The organism is Pseudomonas sp. W17, from assembly GCF_040268305.1.
Taxonomy (GTDB): domain Bacteria; phylum Pseudomonadota; class Gammaproteobacteria; order Pseudomonadales; family Pseudomonadaceae; genus Aquipseudomonas; species Aquipseudomonas protegens.
The window spans coordinates 5522488-5542389 of record NZ_CP158490.1 but is presented as its reverse complement, the minus strand read 5'-3'; the positions used below and the strand labels follow the sequence as shown (position 1 = coordinate 5542389).

Sequence of the window (19902 nt, the reverse complement as noted above, 5' to 3'; positions counted from 1 at the left end):
CGGAATCGGATGACTCCGGTCGCCAAGTCCATTCAGCGCTATGCCCGGAACATCGGCTCGGGCGGCCTTTGCGTGAGGGGCTGCCGACGAACGGTCATGTCCTTGACATATATGGCCTCAGGGGCAAGGGCATAGCTGCCAGCGGGCGCAGGTCAGGAGGCCTGCGGCAGGGCTTCGGGGCGTGACCAGATCCACAGGTTGCCCAGGGTCATGCCGGCAATGGCGGCATACATCGTCCAGTGATGGTTGAGCAGGGTCAGCATCAGCCCGGCACACAGCAGCATGCTGACCGTGGCGCTGATCTTGGCCTTGCGGCTGACGATCCGGCCGTTGCGCCAGTTGCAGAGGATAGGCCCGAACAGGCGATGGTTCTCCATCCAGGCGCTTAGCCGTGGCGAGCTCTTGGTGGCGGCCCAGGCAGCCAGCAGGATGAACTCGGTGGTCGGCAGGCCGGGTACGACGATGGCGATCAGGCCGATGGCCAGGCTGACATAGGCCAGCGCGCCAAACAGCAGGCGGGAAATCTTCGACGAGGAGGGGCGAGTGGGGGTCATGGTTTCGATGATGAGGTAACGCGTCGTACGGCTCAATCCGCGAATGCCGCCGGCCGACAAAATACCGCTGCGGGCAGGGGCACGCCTTGGCGCGCCACCTGCCCGCAACTACGCGGGTCAGGCCGGTTGTGCGGCGCCGGAGTAAGCCTGTTCCAGCAGCACGGTGAAGCGGTTGAAGGCATCCAGGGCACCTTTTTCCGCCGCGGCTTCTTCTTCGGCGGTGAACTCCAGGCCGTCGAGGATGCGGGTGAAGGTTTTCCAGCCTTCGGCGCGGCCACCGGCCGGTTCGCCCAGGTGACGGGCACCGAAGGTTTCGCTCAGGCCCAGGCCCACGGCGCGCTTGATCAGGAACGCGGCACCCAGCTTGGAACCCTCGGAGACGAAGATCCAGCCCAGGGCTTCGGCCTGGCTCGGGTTGCTGACGGCACCGGCCACTGGTGCAGGAACCTCGGTTTCCAGGTCGGCCAGGTCAGCCTTGGCAGCTTCGGCGCGGCAGCGCTCGGCCAGGTCCGGGACGATCTTGTTCAGTTCGGCATCGTTGTACAGGTCCACCAGTTCCGACTGGAACAGGTACTGGGCCACCACGAAACGGGCGAATGCACCCTGGGTTTCGAAGGGCGCATGGGCCTTGACCAGGGCGTCGAGCTTGGAATGCGGCTCGTGGGTGATCTGGTTCAGGCGTTGGGAGCGCAGGTGGTGACGCTGGGAGGAATCCTGGGAGGTCATGCAGATGTCCTTGAGAATGAGAGGCACTTAGTGACTAGACGAACAAGAAGACGCGACACAGTAAAAAATCCTCACTGCCCTGGATGAAAAAGGGCAGTGAGGTGTCCAGGCGTCAGATATCCCACACCAGGTTGACCGAGAAGTTGCGGCCTGGCTGGGTCAGGCGGTCGAGGTTGGCGGGTGCGGTCTGGCCGGCTTCACCGACGCTGTCGTAGCCGCGCACGTCGTCCCAGTTCCAGTATTTCTTGTCGGTCAGGTTGTACAGGCCGGCGTTCACGGTCAGGTCATCGGTGACCTTGTAGAAACCGCTGAGGTCGAGAATGCCGAAGCCCGGGGATTTGAACTGGCTGCTGGTAACGCGCCCGTCCGGAGCCTTGAAGGTACTGTCGTCGACCCGGTCCTTGCGCTTGACCAGGGTCCAGCTCAGCAGGGCGCCGTAGTTGTCCTGGTCATAGCCCAGGCCGAACACGCCTTTGAGCGGGTTGACGCTGTTGATCGGTTCGCCGTTGTCGTTGTTGCGACCGTATGCGTAGGCCACCGAGCCGATGCTATACAGCCCTTGTGGAGCACCGAAGGCGTCGAGGTTGAGGCGGCCCTTGGCTTCCGCGCCCTTGATGGTGGCGTGCTTGATGTTGTTGCTCTGGATGACCGACAACAGTGCCCCGGCAGTAATGGCGTCTTCGTTGATGAAGTCGCGGTACTGGTTGTAGAACACCGAGACGTCGAAGGAGCCCGCGTCGAAGTTGCCACGCAGGCCGGTTTCGTAGCTCTTGCTCGTTTCCGGCTTGAGGTTGGAGTTGGGCTCCACTACATAGCCGCCCGCGAGGTTTTCGAAGCGGCCGTAGAGCGCCTTGGCCGAGGGAGTACGGAAGCCTTCGGAGTACTGGCCGTAACCGGTGTAATGCTCGTCAAAGGCGTACGTCAGGCCGAACTTGGGCGATACGCGGTGCCAGGTCTTTTCATCGTCGCTGACCGGGAAGGCGCCCGTTGAGTTGGCAACGTTGAGAAACTCCTGGGTCAGCTTGGGCTTGAGCTGGGTGTAGTCGTAGCGCAGGCCCGGAGTGAAGGTCCAGGCGTTCCAGCTGATCTGGTCCTGGACGAACAGGCTGTAGGTGTTGATGGTCGGGTCCGGGAAGTCGCTGGACTTCTTCACGCTGTCACCGGCGGAAGGGCTCGGCGCGCCAACCGCGGTACAGCCGGCACCGACGGCCAGGCAGCTGGCGGTGCCATAGCGCGAGCCTGTGACCTTCTGCTGCTTGAGAGTGGTGCCGTAGGTCAACTGGTGATCGGTTTCACCCAGGGCGAAGGCCTTGTCCAACTGAGCGTCGAACACCCATTGTTTTTCCTGGTACAGGGTTTTCCGCTCACGCTGCACGTCACGCGCCACCGGGCTGAAGATCGACACCGGGTTGTAGCGCTCGGAGGTGGTCTGGTCGGTCTTGGCGATCTGGTAGTTCAGGCTCCACTTGATCTGGTCGGCGATCGGCGACTCCAGGGCAAAGCTGTTTTCCAGGCCGAAGCGTTCGCGGGTGATGGTGTCGTTGCCGACGCGCGAGCGATACCAGTTCTGGCCAACGCCATTGAGGAACAGGCCGCCCACCGCACTTTTCTGGTTGGTGTCGCGGTCGTCCTTGTACTTTTCGTAGGTCAGGCCCAGGCGTGCGTCGTCCGCATAGTTCCAGCCGAGCTTGGCCAGTACGTTGGTGGTCCGGGCGTCTTCCGGGTTGGCGGCAGTGCGGTTCAGGCCGGTGCCGTTGTTGCTGCCATAGGACTCGGTCTCGTGGCCGTCACGCTGGCTCAGGTGCAACAGACCGTCGAATTCGCCGACCCGCCCGGCGAAGGTGCCGGATTTCAGCCAGCTTTCGTCCGCCGAGCTGTAGCCGGTCTTCAGGCGCGCGCCAAAATCCTCGCCGGGCTTGATGATGTCGTCGGCGTCCAGAGTGTAGTAACTGACGGCGCCACCGATGGCGCTGCTGCCGTAGAGCACCGAGGCAGGACCGCGCAGGATTTCCACGCGCTTGACGATTTCCGGGTCGACGTAGTTACGGTTGGTCTTGGCATAAGGGCCGCTGAAGAAATGATCCGGCACTTCCACGCCGTCCACCTGGGTGAGGATCCGGTCGCTGTCGATACCACGGATGTTGTAGCCGCTGATACCGGCACGCTGGCCTGCACCGCCTACCGAAACTCCGGGTTCATAGCGCACCAGTTCCTTGATTGTGTTGACGTTCTGGCGGTCGAGTTCTTCCCGGGTGTGCACGCTCACGGTGCTGGGCACCGAGTTGATGTCCTGCTCCTGACGGGTGGCGCTGATGGTCACCTGCTGCAGGTTCACCACATTGGCTGCGCTGCGCTTTTCCAGAACGATGTTGTTGTTGCCCAGCTTGCGGTAGCTCAGGTTGGTGCCGCTGAGCAGCCGATCCAGGGCCTTTTCCGGTGGCAGCGAACCGCGCACGCCCGGGGAGGACACCCCGCTGCCCAGCTCCGCCGGCAGGCCCACTTGCCAGCCGGTGACCGCAGTAAAGGCGTTGAGCGCCGATACCAGCGGCTGCTGGGCGATAGCGAAGTTGTAGTTGCCCATGCGCTGGCTGGAGGATGCCGGGGCATCGGCGGCCATCACGGGGGCAGCGTGGGCGCCGGCCAGCAGGATGGCTGCGGTCAGCAGCGACAGGGTGCAGTTTTGCAGGCGGGCACAGGGAACAGGGGATCGGCTGTTGAGGCGAGGGGACATCGAAAGCGCTCCGGGTCGCACGAAACTTTTATAGGTGCAGATAAGCATTCAAAATGCGAATCAGTTGCATTGGCTATAACGAGACGTACGACCCGTAGAGATCGCGTAAAAATAATTGTTCTCAGTTGAGAATCACTAGTGCCGGGAACTCGGAAAGCCGTGCCGAGGTGATGTGGGCCAGGGAGCGCACCACGTCCAGAGGCTGATCCAGGCGGTAGTTGCCGGTTACCGCGACCTTTGCCAGGTGTTCGTTGTTGTTGACGATCCAGCCCGGGTAGTAGCGCCGCAGTTCGGCCAGGACCTGGCTCAGGGGGCAGTTCTCGAACACCAGGCGGCCCTGGACCCAGGCCAGCTCCTTGTCGGCGTCGAGCCTGGCCGGCTGATCGAAGCCCTGGGGCCCGACCCGCACGCTTTCCCCGGCGCGCAGGCGCAGGCGCTGGTCGGCGTGGGTGGCGCGCAGGTCGATGTCACCGCGCTGCACCTGGACTTGTGCCACGCCGTCCAGGTAGCGCACGGCAAAGGTGGTGTCGCGCACGCTGGCCCTGACCGGGCCGGCGTCCAGTTCCAGGGGCAGGCCGCGATTGCCGGGGATCTCGAAGAAGGCTTCGCCCTGGTACAGCCGGGCCACGCGCTGGTGATCGTTGATGTCGCTGGAAAAGGCCGAGTTGGTGTTGAGCAGCACCTTGGAACCGTCTTCGAGCTGCAGGCGCTGGCGCTCGCCGACCTGGGTCAGGTGGTCAGCCTGCAGGCGCAGCGGCAGGTTGCTGAAGCTGAATAATCCGAGCAGCAGCACCGCGGCGGTGGCCAGGGGTTTCCAGTGGGGGCGCAGGCGCGCCAGGCGCGAGACTTTCGGTGGCGCTGCCAGGGCCAGGGCGCATTGCGCCACTTGCGGGCCATTCCAGATCGCCTGGGCCTTTTCGAAGGCCTGGGCGTTGAGCGGTGAAGCCGCCAGCCACTGATGAAACTGGCGCACTTGTTCCTCGTTCGGATGTTCCAGCTCGATCAGCCAATCCAGTGCCTGATCCATGGCCAGGGTGCTTGAGTGCGGGCCGGCAGGGGTGGGCGGCTCGGCGCTGTGAAAATCCGTCACGGGTGTTCCTCGGCTGCGTCTGTGCGCGGCTGTTTTTTCAAGAGAGAGCGAAAGCCGGCCAAGGTTAACAAAGGCTCGGGGCTGCCGCAGTCATTCTGCTCAGCGGTTGAGACTCACTGGCCGTCGAGACGTTCGGCGACGCCGATGCAGATGGCCATGATCAGTTTCAATTCCTTTTGCACCGTGCTCAGTGAAACCCCGAGCTCGTCGGCGATCTCCTGGTAACTGCGGCCGTGCAGGCGGCTGAGGATGAAGATCTGCTGCTGGCGCGGGCTGAGCTGGCCGAGGCTGAGGTTCAGGCGTTCCAGCATCTGCTCGGCGTGGGCCGCGTCTTCGGCACTGCTGACGGGCGCGGCGACATTCTCCACCACCTCCGGCGGTACGTCTTCGAGCAGGGTGCGGCCCTGGATGCGCCGGGCTCGCAGGTGATCCAGGGCGAGGTTGCGCGCGGTCTGGAAGACAAAGGGTTCAAGGTGCGTGATCGGCCGCTCGCTCAGGGCCCGGGTCACGCGCAGGTAGGTTTCCTGCAGCAGGTCTTCGGCGGTGCTGTGGTTGTTGACCATCCGCTCCAGCGTTCGCAGCAGAGAAATGCGTTGGGTGAGGAAGACGTGGTTGAAGTGCGATTGACTCACAGCAAGGCCTGATCCATTTTTTCAGCAGATGATAATGATTGTCATCTACGTCAATGGTCAAGCCTTGCGTGAATTATCCTCGGCCGGCCAGGTAGGCCTGATAGTCGGGAATCCGGTGCTCATGGGCCTGGTTCATCAGCGGGCTGCTGAGCAGGTAGTCGGCGCTGCACTCGTTGCAGGCCACCGGAATGTTCCATACCGCCGCTACCCGCAACAGGGCCTTGATGTCCGGATCATGGGGCTGGGGTTCGAAGGGGTCCCAGAAGAACACCAGCAGGTCGACCCGTTGCTCGGCAATCTGCGCCCCCAGTTGCTGATCGCCGCCCAGGGGGCCGCTGATCATGCTTTCCACCGGCAGCCCCAGGTGCTTGCTCAGCAACAGGCCGGTGGTACCGGTGGCAACCAGCTCGTGCTCGGCCAGGCGCGCCTTCTGCCGCCCGGCCCACTCCAGCAGGAACGCCTTGCAGTGGTCATGGGCGACCAGGGCGATGCGCTTGCGCGCGGCCATGGTCTTGTGGGTGAAACTGATACCGATCATCGACGAATATCCGTTTTATTCCGCGTTGCACAGGGCCAGGCAGTTATCCAGCATGCGGTTGGAGAAACCCCACTCGTTGTCGTACCAGGCCAGCACCTTGAGCAACCGGCCACCGCTGACCTTGGTGTGGTTGGCGTCGAAGATCGACGACAGCGGATTGTGGTTGAAGTCGCTGGAGACCAGCGGCAGGGTGTTGTAGCCGAGGATCGTCGAGTGCTGGCTGGCGCTCGTGAGCAAGGCATTGACCTCTTCGGCGGTGGTGTCGCGCTTGAGGGTCACCGTCAGGTCCACCAGGGACACGTTGATCACCGGTACTCGCACGGCCATGCCGGTCAGCTTGCCAGCCAGCTCCGGCAGCACCAGACCCACCGCTTCGGCAGCGCCGGTCTTGCTCGGGATCATGTTCTGGGTGGCCGAACGGGCGCGATAGGGGTCGCTGTGGTAGACGTCGGTGAGGTTCTGGTCGTTGGTGTAGGCGTGGATGGTGGTCATCAGGCCGTTGTCGATGCCCAGCTCGCGGTGCAGTACCTGGGCCACTGGCGCCAGGCAGTTGGTGGTGCACGAGGCGTTGGAGATGATCTGGTGCGACTGGCGCAGGATGTCGTGGTTGACCCCGTAGACCACGGTGGCGTCGGCGCCCTTGGCCGGGGCCGAGATGATGACCTTGCGGGCACCGGCGGTCAGATGGGCGGCAGCCTTGGCGCGGTCGGTGAACAGGCCGGTGCATTCGAACACTACGTCGATCTTCTCCGCGGCCCAGGGCAGTTCGGCCGGGTTGCGGATGGCGCTGACGGCAATCCGGTCGCCATTCACGGTGAGGCTTTCCTGATCGTGTTCGACTTGGGCGTCGAAAGTACCGTGCACGGTGTCGTATTTCAGCAGGTGGGCATTGATAGCGCTGTCTCCGAGATCGTTGATAGCGACGATCTGCAGATCCTGGCGATAGCCTTGGGTATAAAGTGCGCGCAGGACGTTACGGCCGATACGGCCAAAACCATTGATTGCGATTCGAAGAGTCATGTGCAAACGCCTGTCGTTGAATTTGTTGTTGGAATTACAAGATTATTCGCATAGAAATAGAAAACAAGCCTTTTTAGTGGCAATATTTTGTCTTATCTACAACGAGTGACCTGAATCAACTGGTCCAAATGGTCAGAAACATCCTCCGCTGTCCCTGAGCGGTGGCGCGTCTGATCAGCATAGACAAACAGGTCGCCACATCCGTTAGCCTGGAGTTCTACACATGCATCCCCGCGTTCTTGAGGTCACCGAACGGCTTATCGCCCGTAGTCGCGCCACTCGCCAGGCCTATCTCGCGCTGATCCGCGATGCCGCCAGCGATGGCCCGCAGCGGGGCAAGCTGCAATGTGCGAACTTCGCCCACGGCGTGGCCGGTTGCGGCACCGACGACAAGCACAACCTGCGGATGATGAATGCGGCCAACGTGGCAATTGTTTCGTCATATAACGACATGTTGTCGGCGCACCAGCCTTACGAGGTGTTCCCCGAGCAGATCAAGCGCGCCCTGCGCGAGATCGGCTCGGTGGGCCAGTTCGCCGGCGGCACCCCGGCCATGTGCGATGGCGTGACCCAGGGCGAGGCCGGCATGGAACTGAGCCTGCCGAGCCGTGAAGTGATCGCCCTGTCTACGGCGGTGGCCCTCTCTCACAACATGTTCGATGCCGCGCTGATGCTGGGGATCTGCGACAAGATTGTCCCGGGGTTGATGATGGGCGCCCTGCGCTTCGGTCACCTGCCGACCATCTTCGTTCCGGGCGGGCCCATGGTCTCGGGCATTTCCAACAAGCAGAAAGCCGACGTGCGCCAGCGTTACGCCGAAGGCAAGGCCAGCCGCGAGGAACTGCTGGAGTCGGAAATGAAGTCCTACCACAGCCCCGGCACCTGCACCTTCTACGGCACCGCCAACACCAACCAGTTGCTGATGGAAGTGATGGGCCTGCACCTGCCGGGCGCCTCTTTCGTCAATCCCAATACGCCGCTGCGCGATGCCCTGACCCATGAGGCGGCGCAGCAGGTCACGCGCCTGACCAAGCAGAGCGGGGCCTTCATGCCGATTGGCGAGATCGTCGACGAGCGCGTGCTGGTCAACTCCATCGTTGCCCTGCACGCCACGGGCGGCTCCACCAACCACACCCTGCACATGCCGGCCATCGCCCAGGCGGCGGGCATCCAGCTGACCTGGCAGGACATGGCCGACCTCTCCGAGGTGGTGCCGACCCTGTCCCACGTCTATCCAAACGGCAAGGCCGATATCAACCACTTCCAGGCGGCGGGCGGCATGTCGTTCCTGATCCGCGAGCTGCTGGAAGCCGGCCTGCTCCACGAAGACGTCAATACCGTGGCCGGCCGCGGCCTGAGCCGCTATACCCAGGAACCTTTCCTGGACAACGGCAAGCTGGTGTGGCGCGACGGCCCGATCGAAAGCCTGGACGAAAACATCCTGCGCCCGGTGGCCAGGGCGTTCTCTGCGGAGGGCGGCTTGCGGGTCATGGAAGGCAACCTCGGTCGCGGCGTGATGAAGGTTTCCGCCGTGGCCCCGGAGCACCAGATCGTCGAGGCCCCGGCCGTGGTGTTCCAGGACCAGCAGGACCTGGCCGATGCCTTCAAGGCCGGCTTGCTGGAGAAGGACTTCGTCGCGGTGATGCGCTTCCAGGGCCCGCGCTCCAACGGCATGCCCGAGCTGCACAAGATGACCCCCTTCCTCGGGGTGCTGCAGGACCGTGGCTTCAAGGTGGCGCTGGTCACCGACGGGCGCATGTCCGGCGCTTCGGGCAAGATTCCGGCAGCGATCCATGTCAGCCCCGAAGCCCAGGTGGGGGGCGCGCTGGCCCGGGTGCTGGACGGCGATATCATCCGCGTGGATGGCGTCAAGGGCACCCTGGAGCTTAAGGTAGACGCCGCAGAATTCGCCGCCCGGGAGCCGGCCAAGGGCCTGCTGGGCAACAACGTTGGCACCGGCCGCGAACTCTTCGCCTTCATGCGCATGGCCTTCAGCTCGGCAGAGCAGGGCGCCAGCGCCTTTACCTCTGCCCTGGAGACGCTCAAGTGAAACTGGCCCTTGTCGGTGATATCGGTGGCACCAACGCGCGCTTCGCGTTGTGGAAAGACCAACAACTGGAGGCGATCGAAGTCCACGCCACCGCGGACTACAGCTGCCCGGAAGACGCCATCAAGGCCTACCTGCGGGACCAGGGGCTGGCCCTGGGTGCCATAGGTTCGGTGTGCCTGTCGGTGGCCGGCCCGGTCAGCGGCGATGAGTTTCGCTTCACCAACAATCACTGGCGCCTGAGCCGCCAGGCTTTCTGCCAGGCGTTGCAGGTGGACCAACTGCTGTTGGTCAACGACTTCTCGGCCATGGCCCTGGGCATGACCCGCCTGCAGCCGGATGAATTTCGCGTGGTCTGCGAAGGCGTTGCCGAACCCTTGCGCCCGGCCGTGGTAATCGGCCCGGGCACGGGCCTCGGGGTGGGCACCCTGCTGAACTTCGGCGACGGTCGTTACATGGCCTTGCCGGGAGAGGGCGGGCATGTCGACCTGCCCTTGAGCAGTGCGCGGGAAACCCAGCTCTGGCAGCACATTCACGACGAGATCGGCCATGTCAGCGCCGAGACTGCCTTGAGCGGTGGCGGCCTGCCCCGGGTGTACCGGGCGATCTGCGCGGTGGACGGCCATGAGCCGCGGCTCGAGACTCCGGAGGCCATCACCGCGGCCGGCCTGGCCGGCGACCCGATCGCCCGGGAAGTGCTGGAGCAGTTCAGCTGCTGGCTGGGCCGGGTGGCGGGCAACAACGTGCTGACCACCGGGGGGCGTGGCGGGGTGTACATCGTCGGTGGGGTGATTCCGCGCTTTGCCGATTTCTTCATCCACAGCGGCTTTGCCAAGAGCTTTGCCGACAAGGGCTGCATGAGCGATTACTTCAAGGGCATCCCGGTGTGGCTGGTGACCGCGCCCTATTCCGGGCTCACCGGTGCCGGCGTGGCCCTGGAGCAGGCCCAGGGCTGAAGCCGCCCTGGCAGGCGACCCGGCATCAGGCATAATCGCGCACCCTGCCTAACAATAAGGACGGCCCCGGTGAGTTCAGTCAGTAAGTCGATTTTGTTGGTTGACGACGATCAGGAAATTCGCGAGCTGCTGGAAACCTATCTCAGCCGCTGCGGCTTCCAGGTGCGCAGCACCGCCGACGGGGCCGGCTTTCGCCTGGCCCTCAACGAGGCGCCCAGCGACCTGGTGATCCTCGATGTGATGCTGCCGGACGAAGATGGCTTCAGCCTGTGCCGCTGGATCCGCCAGCATCCCAAGCGCAGCCAGGTGCCGATCATCATGCTGACCGCCAGCTCCGACGAGGCCGACCGGGTCATCGGCCTGGAGCTGGGCGCCGACGACTACCTGGGCAAGCCTTTCAGCCCTCGGGAGCTGCAGGCGCGGATCAAGGCCCTGCTGCGGCGGGTGCAGTTCACCCAGGAGCGGGTTGTCGGCGAGGTGCTGTGCTTCGACGAATGGCGCCTGGATGTGATCAGCCACCGGCTGTTCCACAACGATGGCGAGGAGGTGATTCTTTCCGGCGCCGACTTCGCTCTGCTCAAGCTGTTTCTCGACCATCCCCAGGAAATCCTCGATCGCGACACCATCGGCAATGCCACCCGCGGGCGTGACCTGATGCCCCTGGATCGCATCGTCGACATGGCGGTGAGCCGCCTGCGCCAGCGTCTGCGTGACACCGAAAAGCCGCCGCGGCTGATTCGCACCGTGCGCGGCAGCGGCTATCAATTGGCAGCCAATGTGGTTGCCGGCAATGGCCACTGAGGTATTGCGCAAAGTGCTGCGGCGCCTGCCGGTGCCCCGTTCCCTGCTGGGGCGCATGCTGCTGTTGACCCTGCTGGCGGTGCTGTTCGCCCAGGCGCTGTCCAGCGTGATCTGGGTTTCCCAACTGCGCGCCACCCAGCTCGAAGGGCTGGTGACCAGCGCCCGCAGCCTGGCCCATTCGATGACCGCCAGCGTCAGTTACCTGCGTTCGTTGCCGGTGGCGTACCGGCCCCTGGTGCTGGACCAGTTGCGCAGCATGGGCGGTACGCGGTTTGTCGTGACCCTGAACGACAAGCCCCTGGGCATGCAGGTGCTGCCCGCCACCCCGCGCAAAGAAGCGGTGTTGCAAGCCGTGGAGCAGGTGTTGCGCCAGTCCCTGGGCAATGACGCGGATATCTCCGTGACCTTCGTCAGCCCCGATGACCTGCGGATCTTCAATGGCGGCCTCAAGCTCGACGAATTGCCGCGCTCCTGGGCCCATTACGCCCTGACCCTGGAACCGGTGAACCCGCCGGTGCTGGTGACCCAGATTCAGATGGCGCCGGGAGAGTGGCTGTACATCGCCTCGCTGTTGCCCGAGCCCTACACCAGCCTGGAAGAACAAGGCCTGCCGGCGCAGCAGGTGTGGTTCATCCTGCTCACCAGCGGTTTTCTGCTGTTGTTCATCGGCCTGTTGGTGCATTGGCAGAGCCGGCCCCTCAAGCGCCTGGCCCGGGCTGCGCGGGACATGTCCCTGGGGGCCGACGTCGAGCCGGTAGCGGAGGGCGGCGGCAGTGAAGTGGTGGAGGTGGGGCGGGCCTTCAACAGCATGCGCGAGCGCATCAGCCGCTACCTGACCGAGCGCAGCCAGCTGTTCAGCGCCATCTCCCATGACCTGCGCACCCCTATCACCCGCTTGCGCCTGCGGGTGGAATTGCTGGAGGACGAGCAACTGCAGGCCAAGTTCGGGCGCGACCTGGATGAACTGGAGTTGCTGGTCAAGGGCGCGCTGCAGTGCGTCAAGGACACCGACATCCACGAGAACATCGAACCGGTGGACCTCAATCAGGTACTCGACTGCCTGGTAGAGCCTTATCTGGCACCCAACGGCAATGGCCGCGTGACCCAACAGGGCCGGGCCCTGGCCAGCTACCCGGGCAAGCCCCTGGCGCTCAAGCGCTGCATGGGCAACCTGATCGACAATGCCCTGAAGTACGGACAGAACGCTCACCTGCACATCGAAGACGACGACAGCGGCTTTGTCCTGCATGTCGACGACGAAGGCCCCGGCGTACCGGAGCAGCGCCTGGAGCAAGTCTTCGAACCGCACTTCCGTCTTGCTGGCCAGCAGCAGGGCTACGGCCTGGGCCTGGGGATTGCCCGCAACATTGCCCACAGCCATGGCGGCGAAGTCAGCCTGCAGAACCTGCGCGAAGGCGGCCTGCGCGTAACCCTGTACCTGCCCCGGACCTTCGACTGACCTGCCGGCCGTTGTAAGCGCTGGCGTGTGGAGGAGGCGCCCTCAAGGGCACCACAGGGCTCAAGGGCCTCTTCGCCGGCAAGCCGGCTCCTATGGGGGAGTGTAATGTCACGGTTTGGTGACATTGCGCTGGTCCTTCGTTACCTGCGGTCGCAGCCGGCTTGATTAGACTCAAGCCTTCGATAAAAACAACAACAGGTCACCCATGGACGCTCTCTCCCTGCCATTCAGCAGTTGGCTGAATGCCCCTGCACATCAGGCCTGGCTCGCCGCCGAAGGCCTGCGCCTGCTGGATTTTGCCAAGGCCTCACGGCTCCCCGCGGGCTTTGGCAACCTCGATGAACAGGGCCGCCTGCCCAGCGGCGCCCAGGCCGAAACCATGAACACCGCGCGCATGATCCACAGCTTCGCCATGGCTCATATCCAGGGCCTGCCGGGTTATGCCGCTCTGGTGGACCACGGCATCGCCGCCCTCGGCGGGCCCTTGCGTGATGCCGAGCACGGCGGCTGGTTCGCCGTGGCCGGGCAGGCCGACGGCAACAGCACCAAGGCCGCCTACCTGCATGCCTTTGTCGCTCTGGCGGCCAGCTCCGCGGTGGTGGCCCAACGTCCCGGCGCCGAGCGTTTGCTGGAGGAGGCCATCGCCATCATCGACCGGCATTTCTGGAGCGAGGAGGAGGGCGCGCTGCGCGAGTCTTTCAACTGCGACTGGAGTGAGCCAGAAGCCTATCGTGGTGCCAACAGCAACATGCACGCCACCGAGGCGTTCCTGGCCCTGGCCGATGTCACCCAGGACACGCGCTGGCTGACCCGCGCCCTGCGGATCGTCGAACGGGTGATCCACACTCAGGCGGCGGCCAACGACTTCATGGTGATCGAGCATTTCGACCTTGCCTGGCAACCACTTCGTGACTACAACCGGGCCTTTCCCGCCGACGGTTTCCGGCCCTTTGGCACCACCCCGGGACACGGCTTCGAATGGGCGCGGCTGTTGCTGCACCTGGAGGCTTCGCGGGTGAAGGCTGGCATGCTGACCCCCGGCTGGCTGGTGCAGGACGCGCAGAAGCTGTTCGAAAGCAACTGCCGCCATGGCTGGAGCGTCGATGGCGCCCCGGGCATGGTCTACACCCTGGACTGGGAGCACCAGCCAGTGGTGCGCGAGCGCCTGCACTGGACCCACGCCGAGGCCAGCGCCGCCGCCAGCGCCTTGCTCAAACGCACCGGCCAGGCCCAGTACGAGGCCTGGTACCGCTGTTTCTGGGAGTTCTGCGAGGCCCATTTCATCGACCGCAGGCACGGTAGCTGGCACCACGAACTGGGCCCGGACAACCAGCCGTCAGCCCGGATCTGGGGCGGCAAGCCGGACCTCTATCACGCCTGGCAGGCGGTGCTGATCCCGCGCCTGCCGTTGGCCCCGAGCATGGCTTCGGCATTGGCCCAGGTGTCTGTTCCGGGCCTTGTGTAACCATGTGGTGACATTTCCCCATCGCTTCGTTACTCGAATGATCGACTAGGCTGTTTAGACTCGTTTGCAGCGCAAGCACCAGACTTGCATGCATAACAACAAGAAAGGTACTTCAAATGAATGCGATTTCTCGCCTCGCCACTGTCATTTCCCTTGCCTCTCTGTTTCCCCTGAGTGCCCTCGCCGCCGACTCCAAAGGTTCCGTGGAAGTCGTCCACTGGTGGACTTCGGGTGGTGAAAAAGCCGCCGTCGATGTGCTCAAGGCCCAAGTGGAAAAAGACGGTTTCACCTGGAAGGACGGCGCCGTGGCCGGCGGTGGCGGCTCCACTGCCATGACCGTGCTCAAAAGCCGCGCCGTGGCCGGCAACCCGCCGGGTGTGGCGCAGATCAAGGGGCCGGACATCCAGGAATGGGGCAGCACCGGCCTGCTCAGCACCGATACCCTCAAGGACGTGGCCAAGGCCGAGAACTGGGACGGCCTGCTGTCGCCCAAGGTGGCCAATACCGTCAAGTACGAAGGTGACTACGTGGCGGTGCCGGTGAACATCCACCGGGTCAACTGGCTGTGGATCAACCCTGCCGTGTTCAAGAAAGCCGGGATCGACAAGGCCCCGACCACCCTCGAAGAATTCTATGCCGCCGGCGACAAGCTCAAGGCCGCCGGCTTCATCGCCCTGGCCCACGGTGGCCAGCCGTGGCAGGACAGCACCGTGTTCGAAGACGTGGTGCTCTCGGTGATGGGCCCGGAGGGCTACAAGAAAGCCCTGGTGGACCTGGACCAGAAAACCCTCTCCGGCCCGGAAATGGCCAAGGCCTTCACCGAGCTGAAGAAAATCACCGGCTACATGGACCCCAACCGTGCCGGGCGTGACTGGAACATTGCCGCAGCCGACGTGATCGGCGGCAAGGCCGGCATGCAGATGATGGGCGACTGGGCCAAGAGCGAGTGGACCGCGGCCAAGAAGGTCGCCGGCAAGGACTACCAGTGCGTACCGTTCCCGGGTACCGACAAGGCCTTCACCTACAACATCGACTCCCTGGCGGTGTTCAAGCTCAAGGCCGACCGCAAGGGCGATATCGCTGCCCAGCAGGACCTGGCCAAGGTCGCCCTGGGCAAGGACTTCCAGAAAGTCTTCAGCATCAACAAGGGTTCGATCCCGGTGCGTACCGACATGCTCAACGACATGAGCGCCGAGGGCTTCGACTCCTGCGCCCAGGCGTCGGCCAAGGACTTCCTGGCAGACGAGAAGACCGGCGGCCTGCAGCCGAGCATGGCGCACAACATGGCCACTTCCCTGGCGGTGCAGGGCGCGATCTTCGACGTGGTGACCAACTTCATGAACGACAAGGATGCGGACCCGGCCAAGGCCAGTGCGCAGCTGGCTTCGGCGGTCAAGGCCGCGCAGTAATCCTTGAACCCTGCCGCCGGTACGCCGGCGGCTCACCCGTGACTGTCGCCGCCCTGCCTGTGCCCCGGCCCATGCAGCGACGGTGTGCAGCCCGGATTCACTCCTGACTGGGTTATTCCGATGAGCTCTGTGGCGGTTTTCAGCAAAGCCTCACCGTTAGATGCATTGCAGCGCTGGCTACCCAAGCTGGTGCTGGCACCGAGCATGGTGATCGTGCTGGTGGGTTTCTACGGCTACATCATCTGGACGTTCATTCTGTCCTTTACCAATTCCAGCTTCATGCCGAGCTACAAGTGGGTCGGCCTGCAGCAATACCTGCGCTTGATGGACAACGACCGCTGGTGGGTGGCGAGCAAGAACCTCGCGGTCTTCGGCGGCATGTTCATTGCCATCAGCCTGGTGCTGGGAGTGTTCCTCGCGGTGCTGCTGGACCAGCGCATCCGCAAGGAAGGCTTTATCCGCACCGTGTACCTGTACCCCATGGCGCTGTCGATGATCGTCACCGGTACCGCCTGGAAGTGGTTGCTCAACCCCGGCCTGGGCCTGGACAAGATGCTTCGCGACTGGGGCTGGGAAGGCTTTCGCCTGGACTGGCTGGTGGATCAGGACCGGGTGGTGTACTGCCTGGTGATCGCCGCGGTGTGGCAGGCCTCGGGCTTTGTCATGGCGATGTTCCTCGCCGGCCTGCGGGGTGTCGACCAGTCGATCATCCGCGCCGCCCAGGTGGACGGCGCTAGCCTGCCGACCATCTACCTGAAGATTGTCCTGCCGAGCCTGCGGCCGGTGTTCTTCAGTGCCTTCATGATCCTCGCCCACATCGCCATCAAGAGCTTCGACCTGGTGGCGGCGATGACTGCGGGCGGGCCGGGCTATTCCTCCGACCTGCCGGCGATGTTCATGTATTCCTTCACCTTCAGCCGCGGCCAGATGGGCATAGGTTCGGCCAGCGCCATGCTGATGCTGGGCGCCGTGCTGACCATCCTTGTGCCGTACCTGTATTCCGAACTGCGGGGCAAGCGCCATGACTGACTCCCTTGGCAAACCGACCCTGAACTTCAGCCGGATCGCCATCTACGCCACTCTGCTGCTGGCGGCGGCGGTGTACCTGATACCGCTGGTGGTGATGCTGCTCACCAGCTTCAAGACCCCGGAGGATATCCGCACCGGCAACCTTTTGAGTTGGCCACAGGTGGTGGACGGCATCGGCTGGATCAAGGCCTGGGACACTGTCGGTGGCTACTTCTGGAACTCGGTGAAGATCACCGTGCCGGCGGTGCTGATCTCCACCTTCATCGGTGCAATGAACGGCTACGTGCTGTCGATGTGGCGCTTTCGCGGCTCCCAGCTGTTCTTCGGCCTGCTGCTGTTCGGCTGCTTCCTGCCGTTCCAGACGGTGCTGCTGCCGGCTTCGTTCACCCTGGGCAAGTTCGGCCTGGCCAACACCACCACCGGCCTGGTGCTGGTGCACGTGGTCTACGGGCTGGCCTTCACCACTTTGTTCTTCCGCAACTACTACGTGAGCGTGCCGGATGCGCTGGTCAAGGCTGCGCGCCTGGACGGTGCCGGGTTCTTCACCATCTTCGGCAAGATCCTGCTGCCGATGTCGGTGCCGATCATCATGGTCTGCCTGATCTGGCAGTTCACCCAGATCTGGAACGATTTCCTCTTCGGCGTGGTGTTCGCCAGTGGCGACGCGCAACCGATCACCGTGGCCCTGAACAACCTGGTCAACACCAGCACCGGGGCCAAGGAATACAACGTTGATATGGCAGCGGCGATGATCGCCGGGCTGCCGACACTGCTGGTCTACATCTTCGCCGGCAAGTATTTCCTGCGCGGGCTGACGTCCGGCGCGGTCAAGGGGTAAGGCATGGCAACTCTCGAATTACGCAACGTCAACAAGACCTACGGTGCCGGCCTGCCGGACACCCTGAAGAACATCGAGCTGAAGATCGATGACGGTGAATTCCTGATCCTCGTCGGCCCATCCGGCTGCGGCAAATCCACCCTGATGAACTGCATCGCGGGCCTTGAGAACATCAGTGGCGGGGCGATCCTGGTGGACGACGCCGACATCAGCGGCATGAGCCCCAAGGATCGTGACATCGCCATGGTGTTCCAGTCCTACGCGCTGTACCCGACCATGAGCGTGCGCGACAACATCGCCTTCGGCCTGAAGATCCGCAAGATGCCCGCCGCCGAGATCGACGCGGAAGTGGCACGGGTGGCTAAGCTGCTGCAGATCGAGCACCTGCTCACCCGCAAGCCGGGCCAGCTCTCCGGTGGCCAGCAGCAACGGGTGGCCATGGGCCGGGCGCTGGCGCGACGGCCGAAGATCTACCTGTTCGACGAGCCGCTGTCCAACCTCGACGCCAAGCTGCGGGTCGAGATGCGCACCGAAATGAAACTGATGCACCAGCGCCTGAAGACCACCACGGTCTACGTCACCCACGATCAGATCGAAGCCATGACCCTGGGCGACAAGGTGGCGGTGATGAAGGACGGGATCATCCAGCAGTTCGGCACCCCGAAGCAGATCTACAACGACCCGGCCAACCTGTTCGTGGCCAGCTTCATCGGTTCGCCGCCGATGAACTTCATCCCCCTGCGCCTGCAACGCAAGGACGGCCGCCTGCTGGCCCTGCTGGACAGTGGCCAGGCCCGTTGCGAGCTGCCTCTGGGGCCCCAGGATGCTGGGCTGGAAGACCGTGAGGTGATCCTCGGCATCCGCCCGGAACAGATCGCCCTGGCCACGGGCGAGGCCAACGGCCTGCCGACCATTCGTGCCGAGGTCCAGGTGATCGAGCCCACCGGCCCCGACACCCTGGTGTTCGTCACGCTCAATGGCACCAAGGTCTGCTGCCGCCTGGCACCGGACCAGGCCCCCGAGGCCGGGGAAACCCTGACACTGCAGTTCGATCCGGCCCGGGTGCTGTTGTTCGACGCCCAGAGCGGCGAACGCCTGGGCGCCGCCGGGGCTCCGGTGACAGAGGCCCGGGGCGGCAATGTGGCGCAGTTCAAGAGCCGCTGAATCCGTGACGGATGGCCTGTCATCCGTCGCCACTGCTGTAAACCGCGTTGGATAAATCGTTAATAACAATAAAGACGAGGATGTAGGGATGAAAAAGCAACACAGCAACACCCGATTGCTCTGCCAGTTGTCGGCGGTGGCGGCCCTGGTTCTGTCCGGCAATGCCATGGCCGATGAGGCGTTCAGCGCCGATTCGAAATGGATGACCGGCGACTGGGGCGGCGAGCGCACCAAGCTGATCGAGCAGGGGATCGACATCAAGGCCGACTACGTCGGTGAAATGGGCGCCAACCTGCATGGCGGTTACAACGACGACAAGACCGGGCGCTACAGCGACCAGTTCGGCCTGGGCGTGGCGTTCGACCTGCAGAAGCTGCTGGGTTGGGACAACACCCAGGCCAAGATCCAGCTGACCAACCGTAACGGCCAGAACATCTCCAACGACCGCATTGGCGACCCGCGTGCCGGCACCTTGAGCTCCTCCCAAGAGGTCTATGGCCGGGGGCACATGGTCCGCTTGACCCAGTTGTGGGTTCAGCACCAGTTCCTCGACGGCAAGCTGGACGTCAAGGCCGGCTACTTCGGCGAAGGCGAAGACTTCAACACCTTCCCCTGCGACTTCCAGAACCTGGCGTTCTGCGGCTCCCAGGTGGGCAACTGGGCCACCGGCATCTGGTACAACTGGCCGGTCAGCCAGGCGGCGCTGCGCATCAAGTACCACATCACTCCCGAGCTGTATGCGCAGATCGGCGCCTACAACCAGAACCCGTCGCAACTGGAGCACGGCAACGGCTTCAAGCTCAGCGGCAGCGGCACCAAGGGCACCGTATTGCCGGTGGAACTGGTCTGGTCGCCCAAGCTCAACAGCCTGCCGGGCGAGTACCGCGTCGGTTACTACAAGAGCACGGCCGATGCCAATGATGTGCGCAAGGACGTCAATGGTCAGGATGCCGCGGACACCGGCGACGCCTATCGCGTGCACAACAGCAAGCACGGCTACTGGTTCGTCGGGCAGCAGCAACTCACCACCCACAACGGTGATGCTTCCCGGGGTTTGAACATCGCCGCCAACGCCACCTTCCACGACAAGGACACCAACGTCGTCGACAACTACCAGTCGCTGATGTTCGTGTACAAGGGGCCGTTCGATGCGCGTCCCAAAGATGACGTCGGCATCGGTTTTGCTCGGATCCACGTCAACGACGATGTGCGCAAGAACGCCCAGCTGATCAACGAGGACAACGGCATCAGCAACTACGACAACCCGCTGTACATGCCGCTACGCGACACCGAATACAACTACGAGATCAACTATGGCTTCCATGTCACCAACTGGCTGACCGTGCGCCCCAACCTGCAATACGTCACCCACCCGGGTGGTGTGGATGAAGTCGACAACGCGCTGGTGGCCGGCCTGAAAATTCAGTCGGTGTTCTAAGGCCG

At 63.6% G+C, this 19902-nt stretch carries 17 protein-coding genes; 10 read left to right on the top strand and 7 right to left on the bottom strand.

All coding sequences use genetic code 11. The annotated features are described in order from the left end of the window. Window positions 1-152: 152 nt before the first annotated feature. From ABCR88_RS25355 to gap, 7 genes are all read right to left on the bottom strand, one after another. Complete coding sequence (locus ABCR88_RS25355) at window positions 153-554, bottom strand: YbaN family protein (RefSeq protein ID WP_053153419.1); 402 nt, start codon at window positions 552-554, stop codon at window positions 153-155. Between the two features lie 117 nt (window positions 555-671). Further along, entirely contained in the window at window positions 672-1280 is a 609-nt protein-coding gene (locus tag ABCR88_RS25350) for a biliverdin-producing heme oxygenase (protein ID WP_011062882.1), read from the bottom strand. 112 nt (window positions 1281-1392) lie between these two features. After that, entirely contained in the window at window positions 1393-4011 is a 2619-nt protein-coding gene (locus ABCR88_RS25345) for a TonB-dependent receptor (RefSeq protein ID WP_072442706.1), read from the bottom strand. A gap of 121 nt (window positions 4012-4132) precedes the next feature. After that, on the bottom strand, window positions 4133-5101 hold the full coding sequence (locus ABCR88_RS25340; protein WP_350023122.1) for a FecR domain-containing protein: 969 nt from the start codon (window positions 5099-5101) through the stop codon (window positions 4133-4135). 113 nt (window positions 5102-5214) lie between these two features. After that, a complete protein-coding gene (locus ABCR88_RS25335) occupies window positions 5215-5733 on the bottom strand; it encodes a sigma-70 family RNA polymerase sigma factor (protein WP_232641800.1) in 519 nt (172 codons plus the stop codon). Between the two features lie 73 nt (window positions 5734-5806). Further along, window positions 5807-6271: a methylglyoxal synthase gene (locus ABCR88_RS25330; RefSeq protein ID WP_011062878.1), complete on the bottom strand. Its 465-nt coding sequence runs from the start codon at window positions 6269-6271 to the stop codon at window positions 5807-5809. A 15-nt stretch (window positions 6272-6286) separates the two neighbouring features. Beyond that, window positions 6287-7291, bottom strand: a complete 1005-nt coding sequence (gene gap / locus ABCR88_RS25325) for a type I glyceraldehyde-3-phosphate dehydrogenase (RefSeq protein WP_350403657.1) — start codon at window positions 7289-7291, stop codon at window positions 6287-6289. A 223-nt stretch (window positions 7292-7514) separates the two neighbouring features. Between gap and edd the strand changes: the two genes are divergently transcribed. From edd to ABCR88_RS25275, 10 genes are all read left to right on the top strand, one after another. After that, window positions 7515-9341, top strand: a complete 1827-nt coding sequence (gene edd / locus ABCR88_RS25320; protein ID WP_011062876.1) for a phosphogluconate dehydratase — start codon at window positions 7515-7517, stop codon at window positions 9339-9341. Next, complete coding sequence (locus tag ABCR88_RS25315) at window positions 9338-10294, top strand: glucokinase (protein WP_011062875.1); 957 nt, start codon at window positions 9338-9340, stop codon at window positions 10292-10294. Before edd ends, ABCR88_RS25315 begins: the two co-directional genes overlap by 4 nt. Window positions 10295-10363: 69 nt before the next feature. Further along, the gene (locus ABCR88_RS25310) at window positions 10364-11095 is read left to right on the top strand and encodes a response regulator transcription factor (RefSeq protein ID WP_015636744.1); all 732 of its coding nucleotides are present in this window, start codon (window positions 10364-10366) and stop codon (window positions 11093-11095) included. After that, window positions 11085-12554 carry an ATP-binding protein gene (locus ABCR88_RS25305; RefSeq protein WP_350403656.1) on the top strand — a complete coding sequence of 490 codons (1470 nt, stop codon included), beginning with the start codon at window positions 11085-11087 and terminating at the stop codon, window positions 12552-12554. The genes ABCR88_RS25310 and ABCR88_RS25305 overlap by 11 nt, the downstream gene beginning before the upstream one ends. Window positions 12555-12759: 205 nt before the next feature. Then, on the top strand, window positions 12760-14019 hold the full coding sequence (locus ABCR88_RS25300) for an AGE family epimerase/isomerase (protein WP_350403655.1): 1260 nt from the start codon (window positions 12760-12762) through the stop codon (window positions 14017-14019). A gap of 116 nt (window positions 14020-14135) precedes the next feature. Beyond that, window positions 14136-15428, top strand: coding sequence for an ABC transporter substrate-binding protein (locus ABCR88_RS25295; RefSeq protein WP_011062871.1), 1293 nt, complete (start codon window positions 14136-14138; stop codon window positions 15426-15428). A 120-nt stretch (window positions 15429-15548) separates the two neighbouring features. After that, a complete protein-coding gene (locus tag ABCR88_RS25290; RefSeq protein ID WP_011062870.1) occupies window positions 15549-16457 on the top strand; it encodes a sugar ABC transporter permease in 909 nt (302 codons plus the stop codon). Further along, complete coding sequence (locus tag ABCR88_RS25285; RefSeq protein WP_011062869.1) at window positions 16450-17295, top strand: carbohydrate ABC transporter permease; 846 nt, start codon at window positions 16450-16452, stop codon at window positions 17293-17295. The genes ABCR88_RS25290 and ABCR88_RS25285 overlap by 8 nt, the downstream gene beginning before the upstream one ends. Window positions 17296-17298: 3 nt before the next feature. Beyond that, window positions 17299-18459 (top strand): ABC transporter ATP-binding protein, encoded by a 1161-nt coding sequence (locus ABCR88_RS25280; RefSeq protein WP_350023120.1) that lies wholly within the window; start codon window positions 17299-17301, stop codon window positions 18457-18459. A gap of 88 nt (window positions 18460-18547) precedes the next feature. Next, on the top strand, window positions 18548-19897 hold the full coding sequence (locus tag ABCR88_RS25275; RefSeq protein ID WP_350023119.1) for a carbohydrate porin: 1350 nt from the start codon (window positions 18548-18550) through the stop codon (window positions 19895-19897). Window positions 19898-19902 lie beyond the last annotated feature (5 nt).